The organism is Aliidiomarina quisquiliarum, assembly GCF_023922585.1.
Taxonomy (GTDB): domain Bacteria; phylum Pseudomonadota; class Gammaproteobacteria; order Enterobacterales; family Alteromonadaceae; genus Aliidiomarina; species Aliidiomarina quisquiliarum.
This window is the reverse complement of the sequence record NZ_JAMFTN010000017.1, coordinates 107,515-127,053: the sequence shown is the minus strand read 5'-3', so window position 1 is coordinate 127,053 and position 19,539 is coordinate 107,515. Positions and strand designations below refer to the sequence as shown.

The following is a 19,539-nucleotide window of genomic DNA, read 5'->3' as shown; positions in this document are numbered from 1 at the left end:
TTATTACTCCTGTTGCTCTGTTTTTATATTGCTTGTTTTATTTTTAATATACCAGCTGCTTAATAGTACCCCGAGTTCAAATAACAACCACATAGGAATAGCCAGTAAGGTTTGTGAAATAACATCGGGAGGTGTAAGCAACATACCAATCACAAACACGCCAACAATAACATAGGGCCGTTTAGCCCTTAATTGGTCAGGCGTAACCACACCCGACCAACATAACAATACCACTGCTATGGGTATTTCGAAGGCAAAGCCAAACGCAAAAAATATTTTTAGCACAAAGTCTAAATAACTAGATATGTCTGTTGCAATGGTAATACCAGCAGGCGCCATGCTAGTAAAAAATGCGAACGCGATAGGTAGTAAAACAAAGTAAGCAAAAGCAATACCTGCATAAAAAAGTATGCTGCTACTGACCAATAGGGGCACTACAAGCCGCCGTTCATGTTGGTACAAACCAGGAGCAATAAAGCGCCATATTTGATGCAACAAAAACGGAATGGCCAAAAAAAAGGCCACTACAAAAGTAAGTTTGAAGGGGGCAAAGAAAGGCGCCGCTACGTCGGTGGCTATCATACTGCTACCTTCTGGCAATACCGCCATTAGAGGTGCAGAAAGCCAGTTGTATAGGTCGCGAGCGAAATATACCAAACATAAAAAAAAGCCAACAATAACCGCCACACTATGTAACACGGTGCTGCGTAATGCCACTAAGTGGTCTAAAAGCGAAGCCGGTTCGTTATCACTCATGTTCTTCCTTGTTGCGCTTTTTATCTTCTGCATAGGGCTCGCGTACCTGCTCAGCAGCAGCCTCTAGTTCGGCTAAAGAACGTTTAAGCTCGGGGCTTAAGTCGTCAATGTCTGCCGACTCTATTTTTTTTAAATTTTCATGTAATTCTTTAACGCGCAGCTCATGGTTTAATTCTGCTTGTATTTTATTGCCGAAGGAGCGCAACTGGCCCAAGGTGCGTTGCAACGACCGAATAGCACCAGGCAAGCGTTCGGGCCCAACCACTAATAGCCCGATAACGCTAATTACTACTAACTCCCAGAACCCAATATCAAACATAATTAGGTGTTCGTCTTGTCTTTTTGTTCTGTTTTAGTGTCGGTGAAATCAGCATCTTTTTTTTCCACGCTAGGCGTTTCACCGTCGCTCATTTCCTTCTTAAAACCACGTAAGGCCGAGCCTAAGTCAGAGCCTAAAGTGCGTAATTTTTTGCCACCAAACAATAATATTATAATTAGTAAAACAATTAACAATTGCCAAATACCAATGCCACCCATAATAAACCCCTTCAATTAATTGTTACGACCAGGCCTTGTTCGCCACGCCTGCCACCAAGCTACTACAGCTACGGTTACCGTTGTAGCCACCAGCCAGCCGGATAATTTAAAACCCGCTAATAAAGCACTGGTTACTGTTAAACTACCTGCCAACATGGCCCACCAACGGCCACCAGCAAGCTTTTTTTGCAATGCCAACTGCTGTTGGCGAAAGTTTGCCTCATGGCGTTGCTGTTGCTTTAAGCCTTTTAAAGTATCGTACAGTAACATGGGCACTTCCGGCAGCTTTTCCGCCCAGCGCGGCGCTTGTTCATTCAGGCTACGCCACATGGCGCGCCAGCCCATTTGCTCTTGCATCCAGCGCTCTAAAAATGGTTTTGCTGTTTTCCACAAGTCGAGTTGCGGATATAGATTGCGCCCTAAACCTTCTACGTACAACAACGTTTTTTGTAGCAGCACCAATTGCGGCTGTACTTCCATTTCAAAACGTCGGGCAGTAACAAACAAGTTCAATAGCACGTGAGCAAAAGAAATTTCGGCTAATGGCTTCTCGAAAATAGGTTCGCACACGGTACGAATATCTGACTCGAATTCTTCAACATTAATATGCGAAGGTACCCAGCCCGAATCGATATGCAATTCGGCTACACGGCGATAGTCACGATTGAAGAAGGCAATAAAATTTTCAGCTAAGTAACGTTTATCTTCTCGGTTTAGCGTGCCCACAATGCCAAAGTCTACGGCTAAGTAGCGCGGCGACTGCTGCCGATCTGGATCAACAAAAATATTTCCTGGGTGCATATCCGCATGGAAAAAACTGTCGCGGAATACTTGGGTAAAGAACACTTCAACCCCCCGCTCGGCTAATAGCTGTAAATTAATACCAGCATTTTCTAAGGCATTTACATCGCTAATAGGTATGCCGTAAATACGCTCCATCACCATAATGTTTTGTCGACTGTAGTCGCTATAAACTTCAGGAATATAAAGCAGCTCTGAATCGGAAAAGTTTCGGCGTAATTGAATAGCATTGGCCGCTTCACGCGCAAGATTCAATTCGTCCATTAAGGTTTTGCTATATTCGCGAATAACCTCAACAGGTTTTAGCCGGCGACCGTCGGGCAATAATTTCGCCGCAAGCAACGCCATCGATTCCATTAAACCAAGGTCGGCATTAATAGTAATTAAAATGTCGGGCCGAATCACTTTAATAACTACTTGCTTAATGTCGCCGCTATGAGGGTCTTTTAATTCTGCCGCGTGCACTTGTGCAATCGACGCCGAAGCCAGTGGCGTTTGGGTAAAGGAATGAAAAACCGTATTAAGCTTAAAACCTAAGCTACGCTCAATAACCTGTTGAGCTTGTTCGCCCGGGAATGGCGGCACCTGGTCTTGTAGTTTGGAAAGCTCTTCTACCATTTCAGGTGGCAATAAATCGCGCCGCGTTGACAACATTTGCCCTAGCTTCACAAACACCGGCCCTAAGGTTTCTAACGCTAGCCGTAAGCGTTCTCCAAGCTGTTTTTCTGGGTGCTTATTACGCAGCCAAAATAGGCTATAACGTACTGTTTTCGCCCACCATGGCCATTTATCGGTTGGTACCATGTCGTCGATACCATATCGCAACAACACGCTTATTATTTTGTAAAACCGCATCATTCGCACAAACTACTCACCCTTAGCCAATGTTTCTAATGGCGTTATTGCAGCTATTCTTTGCTCTAATTGCACAAGCCGTTGGTTGGCCTGTGTACATTGTTCTTGTAGTACTTTAAATTCTACTGGCGTAGCCAATAACCCTGTTTCGTCGCTTAGTATTTCTTGCATACGTTGGCCAAGCTGCGCTTGTTTAATACGCTTCATAGCGGCTTGCATACGCTGGCTAATTAAGTACGCCGGAATGTCTCCTAAGTAGCTCGCCAGTAACTCTTCCCAGTCCATATCTAGCTCAACAAACACGGCCGCAGCGCGCTGCAATAAAAGCGGGTCGCCCACTACCAGCAGCTTACCTTGTTGAATGGCTTGGGTTGCCTGGGCTGCATCAGTTAGCTGGGGCAATTGCAGCAGCGACAAAGTTACTTCGGCGTCAATGGCGTCGTAGCTAGGGCCAAGTAAGAATATTTGCTCTTCACTAAAACGTATAATGAAAGGTTCTGGTAGCTCGCGCAAACGAATTGCCACACACGTACCACGCACACTACGCAAACGTTGCGCCGTATTGGTATCTGCCCCAAGTGCTTTATTTAAGGCTGGCTCTAATGTGCTTCGTACCACATGCGCTAACATTAAAATTTATAACCTCGGTGTAATGCCACTATGCCACCGGTCATATTCTGATAGTCCACTTGCGAAAACCCAGCGGTCGCCATCATGGCTTTTAGGGTTTCTTGATCAGGATGCATACGAATCGATTCGGCAAGGTACTGGTAGCTGTCTTTATCGCGGGCAATAAGCTCGCCCATACGCGGCAATAAGTGAAAGGAATATAGGTCGTAGGCTTTGCTTAACCATGCAGCTTGTGGCTTTGAGAATTCTAACACTAGCAAGCGCCCACCGGGCTTTAGCACCCGCAACATGGAACGCAATGCGGCGTCTTTGTCGGTTACGTTACGCAGCCCGAAGGCTATCGTTATGCAGTCAAAGTAGTCGTCGGGAAAAGGTAGTTTTTCAGCATTCGCTTGTACATACGACACATTGCCAACAATACCCATGTCTTGCAGCTTAGTGCGGCCTACATTCAACATTGCTGCATTAATATCTGCTAATACCACTTCGCCTGTGGGCCCTACCAAGCGTGAAAACCTTGCGGTTAAGTCACCAGTGCCGCCGGCCAAGTCCAACACCCGATGCCCTGTACGTACACCACTACTATCAATGGTTTGGCGCTTCCAAAGGCGATGTATACCCATCGACATTACGTCGTTCATCACATCATATTTAGCAGCCACCGAATCGAACACGCTGGCAACTAAACGCTCTTTGTCGGCGGAATTTACCGTTTTGAAACCAAAATGGGTGGTATTCTCTTGCTTTTTCATAGCTAATAACTCAATTCCCTAGGAAAGTTGCCTCTAGTTTACTGCATGGCGGCCATTTGCCCAACACCACAACAAACTTTCAGCAGGATTAAACTTGTGCGTATCGTTCGCCATCGGGCAACCAACGCTCCATTAGGGCTTGCGAATGGTTGGGAAAGCCGCTGTAAATACGCTGAGCCAAGCTTTGAATGGTTGGAATAAGGTGGGCGTCGCGTACTAAATCGGCAACTTTCATTTGCACCAAGCCCGTTTGCCTTGCTCCTAATAATTCACCGGGGCCTCGTAGTTCTAGGTCGCGTTCAGCAATCACGAAGCCATCGCTACTTTCTCGTAGCACGGCTAAACGTTCACTGGCTTGCGGCGATAGTGGGCTTTTATATAAAAGCACACAATGCGAAGCAACTGAGCCACGCCCTACGCGGCCTCGCAGTTGGTGTAACTGTGCCAAGCCCAGTCGCTCTGGGTTTTCAATAATCATTAAACTCGCATTCGGCACGTCTACCCCAACTTCTATTACCGTAGTAGCTACCAACAAGTCTATTTCGCCTGCTTTAAAAGCATTCATTACCTGTTCTTTTTCCGCAGGCTTTTGGCGACCATGCACTAGCCCAACCCGCAAACTAGTTAAGGCTTCTTGTAGTAATACGGCGGTGTCTTCTGCCGCTTGGCATTGCAATACATCCGACTCATCAATAAGAGTACACACCCAATACACTTGCCGTTGTTCAGTTTCTACCGTGTGTTGCACACGGGCAATAACATCGTCGCGGCGCGTATCGGGAATAGCTACCGTTGTTACCGGTGTGCGTCCTGGCGGTAATTCATCAATAATCGACGTAGCTAAATCTGCATAGGCTGTCATGGCCAAAGTGCGAGGAATGGGTGTTGCTGTCATAACTAGTTGATGCGGATGCAACCCCTGTTGCTCACCTTTTTCTTTTAGTGCAAGCCGCTGGTGCACACCAAACCGATGTTGTTCGTCAATAATAACTAAAGCTAAGTTCGAAAAGTGTACGTGCTCTTGAAACAGTGCGTGAGTGCCCACTACGAACTGAATGTTACCCGCTTCTAGTTGGGCTAACGTTGCTGTACGGGCTTTGCCTTTTAAACGCCCTGTTAGCCAACCAACCGTGACACCTAAGGGTTCAAGCCACATACTAAAGCTGCGAGCATGCTGTTCTGCTAGTAGCTCGGTTGGCGCCATTAATGCCACTTGGTAACCTGCTTCAATTGTACCCAAGGCGGCCAACGCTGCCACTAGCGTTTTACCTGAGCCTACGTCGCCTTGTACTAATCGTAACATTGGCATTGACTGTACTAAGTCAGCTTCTATTTCATTTACTACACGCCGCTGAGCATTGGTTGGTTCAAACGGTAACAACGCCAACAATTGTTTTTTTAACCGTTCGCTTGGATGAATAGCCGGAGCTTGTACTTGCTGCGCTAAGCTACGCGCCTGCAACATGCTTATTTGGTGGGCTAATAATTCTTCCATCGCCAAACGCTGCTGGGCTGGGTGACTACCTGCTAATAACGCTGCCATATCAATGTCTACCGAGGGGAAGTGCAAGGTACGCAGCGCTTTATGCAATTCGGGCATGCCCCCACGAAGCGATTCTGGCAACAACTCGGGTAAACTTTTGGCATTTAGGTACGTCATTACTTGCTCTGCCAGCTTACTAAGAGTGAGCTGGTGCACTCCTTCTGTGGCAGGGTAAATGGGTGTTAAGGTATTAGGCAAGTCGGGCTCGGCACCAGCTTCAAGCACACGACATTCAGGATGAATCATTTCCGGCCCGGTTGGCCCTGGCCTCACCTCACCATAAATTTGCAACCGTTGACCAGCGGCCATTTGTTGCTGCTGCGCCGCAGAAAAACGAAAGAAACGTAACGTTAGCACGCCGCTGCGGTCGGTTACCCTTACTAACAAAGACCGTCGGCGCCCCATGTGCACACGAGCATCTAAGGAATCGGCCACTAATGTGGCGTAGTCGCCTGGGCGCAAACGCGCAATAACTGACAGCTGAGTGCGGTCTTGGTATCGCGCTGGTAAATGAAACAACATGTCTTGAATGGTACGCAAGCCTAAGCGCTCAAGCTTTTCGGCCATTTTCGGACCAATACCCTTGAGTGTTGTTAACGGAATGGCGTGCAGCGGTGTAGCGTTCATAATAGCTCTACTATTATACTGTTGTTGCATGCAGTATAACGAGCCTGCCTTAGGCTTGCTAGCTGCCTGTACATGCGCAAGTTGCTGAAAACTTGTGCTTACGTTATTGTCTTTAGCTAATCACTCGGAATTTATATATTGCTTATGGCTTATTCATATATTGCTCGCCAACCCATACTCGACCGCGAGCTTAAAGTTCATGGCTATGAATTATTGTTTAGAAATAGTGAAGAAAACGTATTTCCGAATATTGATCCAGATGAAGCCACCTCTAAATTATTGTTACAGCAACATTTAATGGGCGATATTAGTACCGTTTGCTTAGGAAAAATTGCTTTCATTAACTTCCACACTAATACTCTACTCGACAGATTCCCCAGTTTTTTACCAAAAGAAAATGTTTATATTGAAGTATTAGAAACCGTAGAAATTACTGAAAGCTTAGTTAAAGCCTGTCAGAAGTCTTATGAACTGGGTTACAAAATAGCCCTCGACGACCACGACTTTGATGAAAAATGGCAACTGTTATTACCCTATGTGTCACTAATTAAAGTAGATATTCAGCAGCAATCGTTGGTTACTTTACCCGAGCGCTTACAGGCATTTAAAGGTCAGAACGTGGCGCTTTTAGCCGAGCGGGTAGAAACCCAGGAAGAATATGAGGCCTGCCTAGCACTGGGCTTCGATTTCTTTCAAGGCTACTTTTTTGAGCGCCCTGAAATAATTAGAAGCAAGTCACTGGCCCCTCAGCAGTTATTTTTTATGCAGTTACTGGCCAATATTCATCAGCCCAATATAAACTTCACGTCTATCGCAGACATTATTCGCAATGACCTGTCACTTACCTATTCGTTACTAAAGTTTGTTAATAGCGCCGCCTTCCACAAGCCTAGCCAAATCACCGATATACATCATGCGGTGGTATTTGTAGGTGAGCAGGAAATTAAAAAGTATATTGCTTTAGTAGCACTTGCCAATGTTGCGCACAACCAGCCGGAAGAGCTTGTTATTAAGTCACTTACCCGAGCACACTTTATGGCAGAGCTTGGCCGCTTATCGGCAAGAGATAATCACGACAACACTTGTTTTATGACCGGCCTACTGTCGTTGTTAGACGTATTACTACAGGTGCCTATGCTTGAAATACTTGAACAGCTTCCACTGAGTGAACGTATTAATAATGCCGTGCTTAAGCGCGAAGGTCATGCGGGGCGTTTATTACGTATGGTTGAAACCTATGAAGCGGGTAATTGGCCTCTGCTCGACATAATGGCTACAAAAATGAATTTAAACCATTTAGATATTGGCCAGTGCTTTATTTCTGCCAGTAATTACACTCATGCACTGCTAGACTCCACAACAACTAAATAGCAGCTTTATAGTGGTAGAAGCATATTCATTTAGCGTTATTTGTTACTATGCAGCATCATAAATAACTTCAAGGACAAGATAAGAATGAGAAAGTTATTTCATCATCGGCGTAAATGGCGGTTCACCGTTACTTTTGGTGCTATTACTGCTTTAGTACTTATGCTCTTTATCCATGCATTAATCACAACCGTGTCTATTTATCCGGATCAAAACACGCTTAACTTAATCAATTCCATTCTTGTTTTTGAGCTCGTTAACAACACCACGTTTTGGAATGCACAGGCATTTTTTCTTTCTGCCCCAGCTGCTGCGGGCCAATTTTGGTGGCAACCTTTTTGGTTTGGTGCCATTGCTGGTTTGGTTATTATTTTATGGGCTGTTACCCTTACTAGCCGCGTGAATACGGCTATTGCTGTGTGGTTATTGGTATTACTTAGCGTTACTACCTTAGTTAGCTTAAACAACGCTGCCAGTATGTTAGCTGAACTGGTCGGCAACCCTAACCTTGCCCTTGATAGTAGCCAAGCAACCGCACAGGCCATTGCACTTTACTTGGCTACAGGTGCGTTCGTTATTAGCCTTGGTCGTTGGCGTAGGTAAAAGTTAAAAGAAGGGCGCTAGCTGCGCCACTTCTTCACCACACTATATAAATCGGTGCGACGATCTTTTAAGTTGGTTACCGAGCCCTCGTTATGTAAATAACGCAACTCATCGAGATTCAAGTCGGAAAACATTAACATTTCCGTATTTGGCGTGGTTTCCGACATGATAGCGTCGTGAGGAAAGGCAAAGTCTGACGGTGAAAACACGCTCGATTGGGCATATTGCACATCTAAACTAGGCACTTCCGGCAAGTTACCTACACTACCGCAAATAGCCACATAACATTCATTTTCAATGGCTCGGGCTTGGGCACAATGGCGTACGCGTAAATAGGCGTTATGGGTATCGGTCCAAAACGGTACAAACAAAATTTCCAAGCCTTCTTCGGCCATTAAGCGGCCCAACTCAGGAAATTCCACGTCATAGCAAATAAGAATACCTACACGCCCCGCATCGGTTTCAAAAACTTGCACTTGGTCGCCACCCTCTATCACCCAGTCGCGCTTTTCATGCGGGGTTATATGCAACTTACGCTGCTCTTCTACCGAGCCGTCGCGGCGACATAAATAGGCCACGTTGTATAAAATGCCATCGTCCATAATCGGCATCGAGCCCGTAATAATATTTATGTTATAGCTCACTGCCATTTGCGACATTTCTCGACGAAAACGTTCAGTAAAACTCGCCAAAAAACGAATAGCATCCATTTGCTGGCCTTTATCGGTCAGCCCCATTAACGGTGCGTTAAAAAACTCAGGAAACAGCGCAAAGTCACTTTTATAGCTCGACAGAGCGTCAACAAAGTACTCAACTTGTTGAAGCAGTTCTTCAACCGACTCCACCGCCCGCATTTGCCACTGCACCACACCTACCCGTACATTACGCGATCGAGCGCTAATAATAGTGTCGGCCGGCTCGTACAAAAAGTTACTCCATTCTAATAAAGTAGCGTAACCACGCGACTTCTCGTCTTCTGGCAAGTACTTATGCAGCAAGCGGCGTACGGTAAAGTCATTGGCCAACTGGAAGGTTAAAATAGGATCGTAAATTTCTCGCCGACGTACTCGCTCTAAATACTGACTGGCCGAAATCTCGTCGGCATACTTATGGTAGTTAACAATCCGCCCACCGGCCAAAATAGCCTTTAAGTTCAATTGAATACATAGTTCTTTACGGGCGTCATATAATCGCCTGCCAAGCCTATAACCGCGGTAATCTGGATGAATAAGCACATCTAGGCCGTACAAGGCATCGCCTTCTGTCTCATTTAAAATTGTGTCGCGCTTGCCTAACAAATCGTCGTATTGGTGTGGGTTACTAAAGCGGTCGTATACCACACGTACCGTTAAAGCCACCCCTACAATAACCCCATTGTCTTCTAGGCAAATTTGCCCTTCCGGAAATTCTCGGCTTAATTTGCGTATCGTATGCTCTTCCCAAGCCCCGCCAATATCGGCATACACCTTGTCCATTAAGCTTTTCAGTTGCGGGTAATCATCCTCGCGTAAATTACGTAGCTGCAAATGCAGGTCATCCAAGCTCATGGCTATTCCTCGTTAATTACCAACTGTAATAAGTTTACTACCCTTCAGGGTAGGAAAGGAAATTGATTTGAGGGTTGCACACCCCGGCATAAGACGCTTATACTTCTGGACGTCTAAATAAAAACGGAAGTATTATGTCGCAAACCATTCAACCACACGCACAAGCGCTTATACCGCTTTTAGTTTTCTTAGCTTTATTTTTAGGAGTTGGAGTTTATTTCCAATTCACAGGGGTGGAAATGGCGTTTTACCAGCTGGCCAGCCCCGTAGCGATTATGCCAGCTATTATTTTAGCAATACTGTTAAGCAAACAAGAATTGAATGAGCGCATTCAAACCTTTGTGGAAGGTGTCGGCGATTCGAATATTATCACCATGTGTATGATCTATTTGTTAGCTGGGGCCTTTTCCACCGTGGCCGCAGCAACAGGCGGCGTCGATGCCATGGTGTCGTTAGGCTTAAGCATTATTCCTGCCAGCTTTATTTTACCGGGCATTTTCCTTATTGCTGGTGTGGTTTCAACCGCTATGGGAACTTCAATGGGAACCTTAGCTGCTCTTGCTCCTGTGGCTTTAGGGTTAAGCCAAGCGGCGGGCATTTCACCAGCTCTTATGGCGGGTGTGTTAGTAAGCGGTGCAATGTTTGGCGACAACTTAAGTTTTATTTCCGACACTACTATTGCGGCAACTCGCACTCAGGGCTGTTCCATGAAAGACAAATTTCGCACTAACTTGCGTATTGCCGTGCCCGCCGCTCTCCTCACTATTGGTTTATTAAGCTTTTATAACACCAGCGCAACGGCTATCGCCATTCCTGAAGCTAATCAATGGCTGGCCTTACCTTACTTCGCCATAATAGTACTAGCCGTTACAGGGCTTAACGTTTTTGTGGTGCTTACTCTTGGCATTGTTTTGGCCGCTTTATTTGGCATGGTAGCCGTTGACTATGCTTGGGTGGCTTTTAGCCAAGACATTTATATTGGCTTTACCAGCATGCAGGAAATATTTTTACTGTCGCTGTTAATTGGTGGGCTTTCGGCGCTTATTCGCCAGCAAGGCGGCCTAGCATTTTTGGCTAACCAAGTAGAACGCATTACCCGCCGTTTAAGTAAACGTAAAGAGCGCGCCGCTGCCCTAGGCATTGCCGGGCTTACCGCAGTTACCAACTTAGCGGTAGCAAATAATACCGTTACCATATTAATTTCTGGTGAAGTAAGTAAACGTTTAGCTGCCGAAGGTGGGGTTGCACCAAGGCAAAGTGCCAGCTATTTAGATATTTTTGCCTGTGTGGTGCAAGGTATTTTACCTTACGGCGCGCAAGCACTTATGATAGGCGCTAGCTTTGGAATTTCGCCACTAGCGGTAAGTATGAATACCTTCTATTGCTTTATTTTAGGCGCAGTAGCGGTGGCAAGCATGTTCTTGCTCGGCCCTATTCAAACGAACGAGCAAGAACAGGTTAGCCCAACTTAGTTGGTGGAAGGTAGCTCCATAACACCGTCTATTTCAATTTGCGCGCCCTTCGGCAAGGCGCTTACTTCAATAGCGGCACGGGCTGGGTAAGGTGCCGCAAAGAAACTACTCATTACTTCATTCACTAGAGTAAACTGGCCCAAATTTGTTAAGTAAATTTGCAGCTTTACCATATCTTGTAGCTCGCCGCCTGCTGCTTCACATACGGCGGCTAAGTTTTTAAATACTTGCTCGGCCTGAGCACGAAAGTCATCGCTTACCATTTCCATAGTTTCTGCTAGCAAAGGTATTTGGCCGCTCATGTATACGGTGGTACCAACTTTAACAGCCTGTGAATAAGGCCCAATTGCTGCCGGAGCCTTATTGGTTGTTACTATTACTTTAGCCATGCATTTACTTCCTTAATCGAGCAACACGCTGTACATGCTGCATTTTACGAATGCGCCGCATAACGTCTGCTAAGTGCTTACGGTTACTAATCGTAATTTCAATATCTATATGGTAAATCGACGAGTCTATTTCTTCGGTTTTCAAACCATGAATATTACAGCCGGTTTCCGCTATTACTTGCGTTAAGCGCGCCAAAGCCCCTTGGAAGTTGACTATTTCAACGCGAATTTCTGAAATGAATTGTGAATCAGGTTTATTGTCCCATTGTACCGAGAAGTAACGCCCTGGCTCGTCTTCATGGCCACGAACGTTTTTACACTCGCGGCGGTGAATAACCAACCCCTTGCCCGGACTAACATGGGCAATAATATCGTCGCCCGGTATTGGTCGGCAACATTTAGCAAAGCTCAATAGCAAACCATCAGCGCCTTTAATAGCCAAACTCCGGCCGCTTTCTTCGCCTTCGCTGGCGGCTCGTAAACGCTGGTGATCACCCACTAAACGCCGCGCCACTGCTACACCCATAAGGTTACCTAAACCTATCTCTTGCAACAGGTCGTCGCGGGTGGCCAGCTTCATTTCTTTAGCTACGCGTAAAAACTCTTGCTCTTCAATATCGTCAAAGCGGAACGACCCCAACGCCGCTCGCAACAAACGCTCACCTAATAACAAGGCTTCGTTCGACTGTTGGTTTTTCAAAAACTGCCGTATTTTTAAGCGCGCTTTGCCGGTTACTACAAAGTTTAACCAAGCAATATTCGGTCGAGAGCCCGGCGCCGTACGTATTTCTACAGTTTGACCAGTTTCTAACGGCTTACTTAATGAAAAGGCTTTATTATTTACCCGTGCACCAATACAAGTATTGCCAATGTCGGTGTGTACGGCATAGGCAAAGTCGACCGCAGTAGCACCCTGGGGTAGCTCTATAATTCGCCCTTCAGGGGTAAACACATAAATTTCATCTGGAAACAGTTCCGACTTCACATTTTCTATAAATTCAAACGAACTACCCGCACTTTGCTGTAATTCAAGCAGGCTTTGCATCCATTTTTGCGCTCGAACCTGGGTGGTGGTACCTGCGTCGTCGGAATCTTTATAGTACCAATGAGCAGCGACACCACGGTCGGCCATTAAATCCATTTCTTCGGTGCGAATTTGAATTTCAATGGGCACGCCCTGAGGCCCTATCAACGAGGTGTGCAACGATTGGTAACCGTTTGTTTTCGGTATGGCAATATAATCTTTAAAGCGGGTTTCAATGGGTTTATATAAGTTATGCATAGCACCCAGCACGCGGTAACAGTTATCCACCGAATCAACCACAATACGGAAGGCGAAAATGTCCATTACTTCGTGAAATTTAAGCTCTTTGTTCAGCATCTTTTGATAAATACTATACAAATGCTTCTCGCGACCAAACACTCGGGCGCTCACCCCCAAACCTTCTAAGCGGGTGTTTATTTCTTTATGCGTGCGTTCCAACACCGCTTTACGCTTGCTGCGTGCTTTATTAATTTCACTTTCTAAAAACCGCGCCCGCATTGGGTAAAGGCCTTTGAAGCCCAAGGTTTCTAGTTCATTTTTAATGTTATGAATACCCAAGCGGTGCGCCAACGGGGCATAAATTTCAAGGGTTTCTCGGGCAATTCGGCGACGCTTATCGGGCCTTAAGTGCTCAATAGTACGCATGTTATGAGTACGGTCGGCCAACTTAATTAGAATCACACGTATGTCTTGCACCATCGCCATTATCATTTTGCGATAGTTTTCTATTTGTGCTTCTTCTTTGCTGTCAAACTGTAGTTTATCGAGCTTCGACACACCCTCAACCAATTCAGCTACTGTCGAGCCAAATTCTTCCGCCAAGTCTTCACCGGTAACGGGGGTGTCTTCAATTACGTCGTGTAACAAAGCCGACATAATCGTTTCATGATCCAGCCGCATGTCGGCCAACATGGCAGCCACCGCAACTGGGTGGGTAATATAGGGTTCGCCGCTGGCCCGCTTTTGCCCATCGTGGGCCTGAAAAGCCACCTGAAAAGCACGCTCAACCCGGCTGGCCTGCTCTGGCGGCAAATAAGCTTCAACTTGCTTTCTTAAACCTTCATATAAATACACAAACAGTTCTCAACTATACGGCTCAATCATTTAAGAATAAGGCTTTCACAGCAGTTTGCCAATAACTGAATATAAGTTAGCGTCCTTAGCGTCTATAAAAAACAAAAAACGGGCTATATAAGCCCGTTTTTAAATATTCTTTGGTTGCCTAAAGCGCAAACTAATTACTCTTGGCTTTCACTATGCTGCAAGGCTGTCATTGCTGCCACTTCTGCCTCGTCTTGAGCATACTGGGCTGCTTTGTCTTCTTTATCTAAGCGTGCCGCGTCAATTAAACCCGCTTCAATTTCACGCAAAGCAATAACTGTCGGCTTCTCGTTGGTTGTTTCTACCAATGGCGCTTTACCGTAGTTTGCCAGCTGACGTGCACGACGTGCCGCAACTAAAACCAGGTCAAACCGGTTACCAATTTTATCTACTGCTTCTTCAACTGTTACCCGTGCCATCTGCAACTCCACTTAGGTTTTATACGTAACTTTCTTACACTGGGCATAGATTATACTTTAAAACAGCTATTCCGCCAAGAGGTCTTGCAGAATATCCTTATGGCGTATCTGTTGCTTCGAGCGCCGTTGCCGCTGACTAAGCACAATATGTTCAAGGTTATCAACCGACTCCTCAAAACATTCATTCACAATCAGGTAGCTAAACTCGGCATAATGCGACATTTCAGCCTGTGCTTTAGCCATGCGCCGCGCGATAACTTCATCACTATCTTGCCCTCGCGAGCGCAAACGACGTTCAAGCTCGGCGGTGGAAGGGGGCAATATAAAAATAGTATGCACCCCTGGGTAGGCTGCTTTTACTTGCCGAGCACCCTGCCAATCAATATCGAGAAACACATCTACACCGCTTGCTAAAGTTGTTTCAATTACCGACTTCGAAGTACCATAATAATGGTCGAACACCTTCGCCCACTCGTAAAATTCACCCGCTTCTATTTGGGCTAAAAAGGTTTCTTCACTAACAAAGTGGTAATGCACACCATTTGCCTCGCCCGGCCGTGGAGCCCGCGTTGTGGTACTAACGGAAACCTGCATAGACTGGTTGTCGTTACGCTGCTCTTGGCGCTTAAGCAAGGCGCTAATCATGCTTGACTTACCAGCCCCGCTTGGCGCCGCGACGACGAATAAGTTGCCACTTACATTTGACATAATGCGTTGAGTCCCGAATATTATTTCCAGTGATAATTTGCGTAAATTACAAGAATTCAGCTTTAAACGCTAATATCCCTTTACCTATTCACTACCTTAGCCTGGTTTTCTAGGCTAAGCTGCATACAATTAAAACGGCAAATTAAGGAAAATCAATGAACACTACTTTGTTAATTGTTATTGCTATCGTTGTTGTGCTTATTTTTGTTGTCATACGCATTTATAACCAACTAGTAACATTAAAGAACCGTTTCCAAAATGGTTTTGCGCAAATAGACGTACAGCTTAAGCGTCGTTACGACCTCATTCCTAACTTGGTTGAAGTTGCCAAAGGTTACTTAAGCCACGAACGAGAAACCCTTGAAGCTGTTATTTCTGCTCGTAATCAGGCTTCGTCGGCACTGCAAAATGCTTCACAAAACCCTGGCGACCAAGGCTCTATGGCGCAGCTTGCTGGTGCCGAAGGCATTCTAGGCTCTGCTATGGGTCGGTTGAACCTTGTTATGGAAGCCTACCCAGACCTAAAAGCTAACCAAAACATGATGCAGCTTAGCGAAGAAATGACTAGCACTGAAAATCGTGTGGCTTTTGCCCGCCAAGCATTTAACGATTCGGTTATGTCTTACAACACCTACCGCCAGTCATTTCCTGCCGTTGTCTTTGCTGGCATGTTTGGTCATAGCACCGACGCTTCCTTACTCGAGTTTGAAGACCGTGCTGAAATTCAGCACGCTCCTAAAGTATCGTTCTAAGGGCATTTTTCATGGCTCAAATGAATTTTTTTGAACACCAAGATATAGCACGGCGCAACACGCGCCTGCTGATCATTCTATTCCTTGTGGCCGTTGTTTTATTGGTGGTGCTTACTGGGGCTGCGGTAGCTGTATTTGCTGGGGGCCTAGGCGGTAGCAGCGGCAATGCAAACAGCGGCTACAATACTGGCTTTGTGTTCCATTGGGACATTATTCTTGCTTCTTGTGGCGTGGTGCTTTCAGGTATTAGCTTAGCGGTACTCTACAAGTGGGCGGTATTACGCCCTGGTGGCAAAGTAGTAGCCGAAAAACTTGGCGGCCGCCGTTTAGAGCCTAGCAGTACCGACCCTATTGAGCGTAAAGTGTTGAACGTGGTTGAAGAAATGGCGATTGCCGCCAATATGCCTGTTCCCCCAGTATATTTATTAGAAAACGAACCAGGCATTAATGCTTTTGCTGCGGGTTACTCCCCAAAAGACGCAGTTATTGGTATTACCCGTGGTTGTGCCGAGCAGCTTACCCGTAGTCAGTTGCAGGGTGTTGTTGCCCATGAAATTGCCCATATTTTAAATGGCGATATGCGCATGAACATCCGCATTATGGCTGTATTAAATGGTATCTTGTTTATCTCTCATGCGGGCTATTTAATTTTACGTACCACGGCTCTTAGTGGTGGTCGGCGCCGCAGCAACGATAACAGCAAAAATTTATTGCCGTTTCTTGGTATTGCCCTGCTTATTATTGGCGCTATTGGCGTTTTCTTCGGCAATATAATTAAAGCTGCGGTTAGCCGGCAGCGTGAATATTTAGCCGACGCATCGGCGGTTCAATTTACTCGCGAGCCCGAAACCATTGGGGGTGCCTTACAACAAATTGGTGCTTTGCAAGCAGGTAGCCAAATAGAAAACCAAAATGCTAGCGAAGCGTCACACTTGTTTTTTGGCCAAGCAATCAGTAAATGGGCTTCAATATTTTCTACTCACCCACCACTTGAAAGTCGTATTAAGCGCGTACTACCGCATTGGGACGGTACCTTTAAAGCCAACACTGCAGCCCAGCTGGCAAACACCAATGGCACGCCTGAACCCACCAGCAAACCCGCCGCTGGTCAAATGAGTAAAGAGCGTTTTGCCCAACTCGCTATACTAGCTAGCCTACCGGAGCAAACACGTACGGAAGCCCGCGACCAGATTGGCTCGGAAGCACTTACTTTGGCGTTAATTTTCAGTGACGATGCCGCCGTTAGAAACAAGCAGCAAGCTTTAGTAGTACAAGCACACGGCCCAGAATTCGCCCAACGAGTAACGCAAAACTATGCCAATATTCAAAACTTGAGTACTGAGCAGCGGTTACCATTGGTTGAGTTAGCAATGCCAGCGATAAAAAGTTTAACCGCTGTAGATAAGAAACTGTTACTAAGCACTTTGCAGCAACTGAAAGAAGTTGACCAACAGGTTTCATTATATGAATGGTGTCTTACCCAACTGGTTGAACGCTATATTCACGCCGACCTGAAACCTAACCAACGTGTTGCAGGTGTGCGTATGAAGGCGCAAACAGACGCCGAGCTGTCTTTGTCGATACTCGCAGCCTACGGCCACGAAAATCAACAGGAAGCAGACGCAGCATTCAATGCGGCGGCAAAGGTATATGGCACTGCCCTGCAGCCTATACGCAGCCAACCGCTTAGTTTTGGTGATCTTGCCGATGCCTTAAACCGTATCGACCGCTGGGATGTGCGCCACAAAGAGCGCTTGGTAAACGCCTGGGTGCAGTGCGTTAATATGGACGGGGAAATTACCCCAACAGAACGCAAGTTGCTCTATACCTTAGCCACTTGTATTAGCCAGCCCCTACCCGAGTTACCAGACAGCCTGTAAATAAGGCATGCTCGCCCGTCGGGCAATGCCCAACTTACGCTAACTGTATAATACGCTGGGCGATGTCAGCGGGGTTTTCTTGCATAAAGCAGTGGCCCCCTGCCACAGTCTCAATACTTACCGTTGGAAATGCGCTTAGTTTATCCCTGCTTTCCGACAAAAACGGATAGGTGTCCTTACCAAACATAATGTCTGCCGGTATGGCTAACTGCGGTAACGTTTTCCATAACCGAGGCATGTAACTGCCAAATATTTCGGCTTCTCGCGACGGCGGACATTTTAACTGCACGCCATGCTCCGTATGGTCCATGCCGTGGTCTACGTAAGCCTGCATCGCCTCAGGGCTCCAACCTTTAAACATACCGCGCCCGGTTAAACCCTCTAAGGCACTTTGTTTGTCTGGCCACTGATCGCGCCGCTTACGGGCCCGCCCCGAATATGGGTTTAGCTTATACAAGCCAACGTTTTGTAATGGCTCTACCCAGCGCAAATAGCGCGGTGGCATTAAAATAGGGTCGAGTAATATTAAGCGCTCAAAAAAGTTTGCGTCGGTGGCACCTATTACGCTGGTTAACACCCCGCCAAAACTATGCCCCATGCCAATGTGCGGTACGTTTTGCCACATACCACGGTGCGCTTGCCACACTTCACGAGCAAGCTCGGCACTGCGCCGCCAACCTACAAATTTCCCACCTAGGTCACTGTCACCATGGCCTTGTGCATCGTGCAAGAAAATATCGAAGTGGGGATATAAAAACTCCCACATAGGTTCGTAAATTCGACCACAGTAACTATTGCCATGAATAAAATGTAACACCGGTAACCCACGGGGCTCTGTATGCACACCCCGTAGCCAGAATCCTTCTGGTGCTTGCCATTGCCACTGCTGCCAAGGAACGGCATTAGCTTGCTTTTCCATAATAACCTTACACTCCGTCGGTTGAATGCTTGTGCTGTTGCCCCCATCATATACTCATAGCAACAACATCTTTGAATAGGAGTTTACATGTCGCAGTGGCTTCAGGGTACTGTACTAGAACACAAGTTATGGCATCCCACATTATTTAGCCTTCGTATTGAAACCCCCGCTTTCGACTTTAAACCGGGTCAGTTTGTGCGGCTTGGTGTTATGCAAAACAATACTCTAGTGCACCGAGCTTACTCTATCGTAAACCCTGCTGGCACCAACTATATTGAATGTTTTATTACCGCTGTTACCGAAGGTGAAGTAAGCCCACTTATTCGCGATCTAGCCGTAGGCGACCATATTCAAGTAAGCCAACCAGCCGCTGGTTTTTTCACTCTTGAAGGTATTTCCAATGCCGACAGCTTATGGATGATGGGCACTGGAACAGGTTTAGGCCCATATCTTTCAATGCTCAGTTCAGCAGAAGTGTGGCAGCGGTTTAAACGTGTGGTGCTTGTTCACGCGGTGCGTCACCATCAAGATCTTGCCTACCAAGACACCATGGCCGCACTTACAGATAAATATGGTGAACGCTTTATTTATCAGCCAGTAGTAAGCCGAGAAGACCTACCAAATGCATTACGGGGCCGCATACCGGCCCTAATCACCAATGGCACGCTAGAAAAACAGGTGGGTATAAGCATAGATAAAAATGCACAAATAATGCTGTGCGGTAACCCCGCCATGATCCTCGACACTCGCACGTTACTGGCAGAACGTGGCTTGGCATTAAATATGCGACGCAAGCCTGGCCACGTTACTATTGAACAATACTGGCAACAGTAGT

The 19,539-nt window shown here is 46.3% G+C and carries 19 protein-coding genes; 6 read left to right on the top strand and 13 right to left on the bottom strand.

Annotated elements, in window-relative coordinates; translation table 11 throughout:
* Window positions 1–3: 3 nt before the first annotated feature.
* The 7 genes from tatC to recG form a co-directional block, all read right to left on the bottom strand.
* A complete protein-coding gene (tatC, locus tag M1L23_RS06250) occupies window positions 4–756 on the bottom strand; it encodes a twin-arginine translocase subunit TatC (protein WP_252626369.1) in 753 nt (250 codons plus the stop codon).
* Window positions 749–1,075 (bottom strand): Sec-independent protein translocase protein TatB, encoded by a 327-nt coding sequence (gene tatB / locus M1L23_RS06245; RefSeq protein ID WP_252626368.1) that lies wholly within the window; start codon window positions 1,073–1,075, stop codon window positions 749–751. Before tatB ends, tatC begins: the two co-directional genes overlap by 8 nt.
* A 2-nt stretch (window positions 1,076–1,077) precedes the next feature.
* The gene (tatA, locus tag M1L23_RS06240; RefSeq protein ID WP_252626367.1) at window positions 1,078–1,293 is read right to left on the bottom strand and encodes a twin-arginine translocase TatA/TatE family subunit; all 216 of its coding nucleotides are present in this window, start codon (window positions 1,291–1,293) and stop codon (window positions 1,078–1,080) included.
* A 15-nt stretch (window positions 1,294–1,308) separates the two neighbouring features.
* Window positions 1,309–2,958, bottom strand: coding sequence for a ubiquinone biosynthesis regulatory protein kinase UbiB (ubiB, locus tag M1L23_RS06235; RefSeq protein WP_252626365.1), 1,650 nt, complete (start codon window positions 2,956–2,958; stop codon window positions 1,309–1,311).
* 3 nt (window positions 2,959–2,961) lie between these two features.
* Complete coding sequence (locus M1L23_RS06230) at window positions 2,962–3,579, bottom strand: ubiquinone biosynthesis accessory factor UbiJ (protein WP_252626363.1); 618 nt, start codon at window positions 3,577–3,579, stop codon at window positions 2,962–2,964.
* Window positions 3,579–4,331: a bifunctional demethylmenaquinone methyltransferase/2-methoxy-6-polyprenyl-1,4-benzoquinol methylase UbiE gene (gene ubiE, locus M1L23_RS06225; RefSeq protein ID WP_252626361.1), complete on the bottom strand. Its 753-nt coding sequence runs from the start codon at window positions 4,329–4,331 to the stop codon at window positions 3,579–3,581. Before ubiE ends, M1L23_RS06230 begins: the two co-directional genes overlap by 1 nt.
* Before the next feature lie 88 nt (window positions 4,332–4,419).
* Window positions 4,420–6,531, bottom strand: coding sequence for an ATP-dependent DNA helicase RecG (gene recG, locus M1L23_RS06220; RefSeq protein WP_256473619.1), 2,112 nt, complete (start codon window positions 6,529–6,531; stop codon window positions 4,420–4,422).
* 114 nt (window positions 6,532–6,645) lie between these two features.
* Between recG and M1L23_RS06215 the strand changes: the two genes are divergently transcribed.
* Both M1L23_RS06215 and M1L23_RS06210 read left to right on the top strand, forming a co-directional pair.
* Window positions 6,646–7,872, top strand: a complete 1,227-nt coding sequence (locus tag M1L23_RS06215; RefSeq protein ID WP_252626358.1) for an EAL and HDOD domain-containing protein — start codon at window positions 6,646–6,648, stop codon at window positions 7,870–7,872.
* A gap of 84 nt (window positions 7,873–7,956) precedes the next feature.
* The gene (locus M1L23_RS06210) at window positions 7,957–8,472 is read left to right on the top strand and encodes a hypothetical protein (protein WP_252626357.1); all 516 of its coding nucleotides are present in this window, start codon (window positions 7,957–7,959) and stop codon (window positions 8,470–8,472) included.
* Window positions 8,473–8,489: 17 nt separating this feature from the next.
* On the opposite strand, the gene M1L23_RS06205 is transcribed toward M1L23_RS06210, so the two are convergent.
* Entirely contained in the window at window positions 8,490–10,019 is a 1,530-nt protein-coding gene (locus M1L23_RS06205) for a carbon-nitrogen hydrolase family protein (RefSeq protein WP_252626355.1), read from the bottom strand.
* A gap of 134 nt (window positions 10,020–10,153) precedes the next feature.
* Between M1L23_RS06205 and M1L23_RS06200 the strand changes: the two genes are divergently transcribed.
* The gene (locus tag M1L23_RS06200; protein WP_252626353.1) at window positions 10,154–11,491 is read left to right on the top strand and encodes a Na+/H+ antiporter NhaC family protein; all 1,338 of its coding nucleotides are present in this window, start codon (window positions 10,154–10,156) and stop codon (window positions 11,489–11,491) included.
* Here the strand turns inward: M1L23_RS06200 and M1L23_RS06195 are convergent.
* From M1L23_RS06195 to gmk, 4 genes are all read right to left on the bottom strand, one after another.
* A complete protein-coding gene (locus M1L23_RS06195) occupies window positions 11,488–11,880 on the bottom strand; it encodes a Rid family detoxifying hydrolase (protein WP_252626351.1) in 393 nt (130 codons plus the stop codon). The two genes, M1L23_RS06200 and M1L23_RS06195, sit on opposite strands and share 4 nt — an antisense overlap.
* A 4-nt stretch (window positions 11,881–11,884) precedes the next feature.
* Window positions 11,885–13,999 carry a bifunctional GTP diphosphokinase/guanosine-3',5'-bis pyrophosphate 3'-pyrophosphohydrolase gene (spoT, locus tag M1L23_RS06190; protein WP_252626349.1) on the bottom strand — a complete coding sequence of 705 codons (2,115 nt, stop codon included), beginning with the start codon at window positions 13,997–13,999 and terminating at the stop codon, window positions 11,885–11,887.
* Window positions 14,000–14,163: 164 nt separating this feature from the next.
* Window positions 14,164–14,445 carry a DNA-directed RNA polymerase subunit omega gene (rpoZ, locus tag M1L23_RS06185; protein ID WP_252626348.1) on the bottom strand — a complete coding sequence of 94 codons (282 nt, stop codon included), beginning with the start codon at window positions 14,443–14,445 and terminating at the stop codon, window positions 14,164–14,166.
* A gap of 66 nt (window positions 14,446–14,511) precedes the next feature.
* Complete coding sequence (gmk, locus tag M1L23_RS06180; protein ID WP_252626347.1) at window positions 14,512–15,153, bottom strand: guanylate kinase; 642 nt, start codon at window positions 15,151–15,153, stop codon at window positions 14,512–14,514.
* A gap of 155 nt (window positions 15,154–15,308) precedes the next feature.
* Here gmk and M1L23_RS06175 point away from each other — a divergent pair, with 155 nt between their 5' ends.
* Together M1L23_RS06175 and M1L23_RS06170 are read left to right on the top strand one after the other, a co-directional pair.
* The gene (locus M1L23_RS06175) at window positions 15,309–15,905 is read left to right on the top strand and encodes a LemA family protein (RefSeq protein ID WP_252626345.1); all 597 of its coding nucleotides are present in this window, start codon (window positions 15,309–15,311) and stop codon (window positions 15,903–15,905) included.
* Window positions 15,906–15,916: 11 nt separating this feature from the next.
* A complete protein-coding gene (locus M1L23_RS06170; RefSeq protein WP_252626343.1) occupies window positions 15,917–17,785 on the top strand; it encodes a M48 family metallopeptidase in 1,869 nt (622 codons plus the stop codon).
* A gap of 34 nt (window positions 17,786–17,819) precedes the next feature.
* On the opposite strand, the gene M1L23_RS06165 is transcribed toward M1L23_RS06170, so the two are convergent.
* The gene (locus tag M1L23_RS06165) at window positions 17,820–18,704 is read right to left on the bottom strand and encodes an alpha/beta fold hydrolase (RefSeq protein WP_252626341.1); all 885 of its coding nucleotides are present in this window, start codon (window positions 18,702–18,704) and stop codon (window positions 17,820–17,822) included.
* An 87-nt stretch (window positions 18,705–18,791) separates the two neighbouring features.
* Between M1L23_RS06165 and M1L23_RS06160 the strand changes: the two genes are divergently transcribed.
* Entirely contained in the window at window positions 18,792–19,538 is a 747-nt protein-coding gene (locus tag M1L23_RS06160) for a ferredoxin--NADP reductase (RefSeq protein WP_252626339.1), read from the top strand.
* Window position 19,539 lies beyond the last annotated feature (1 nt).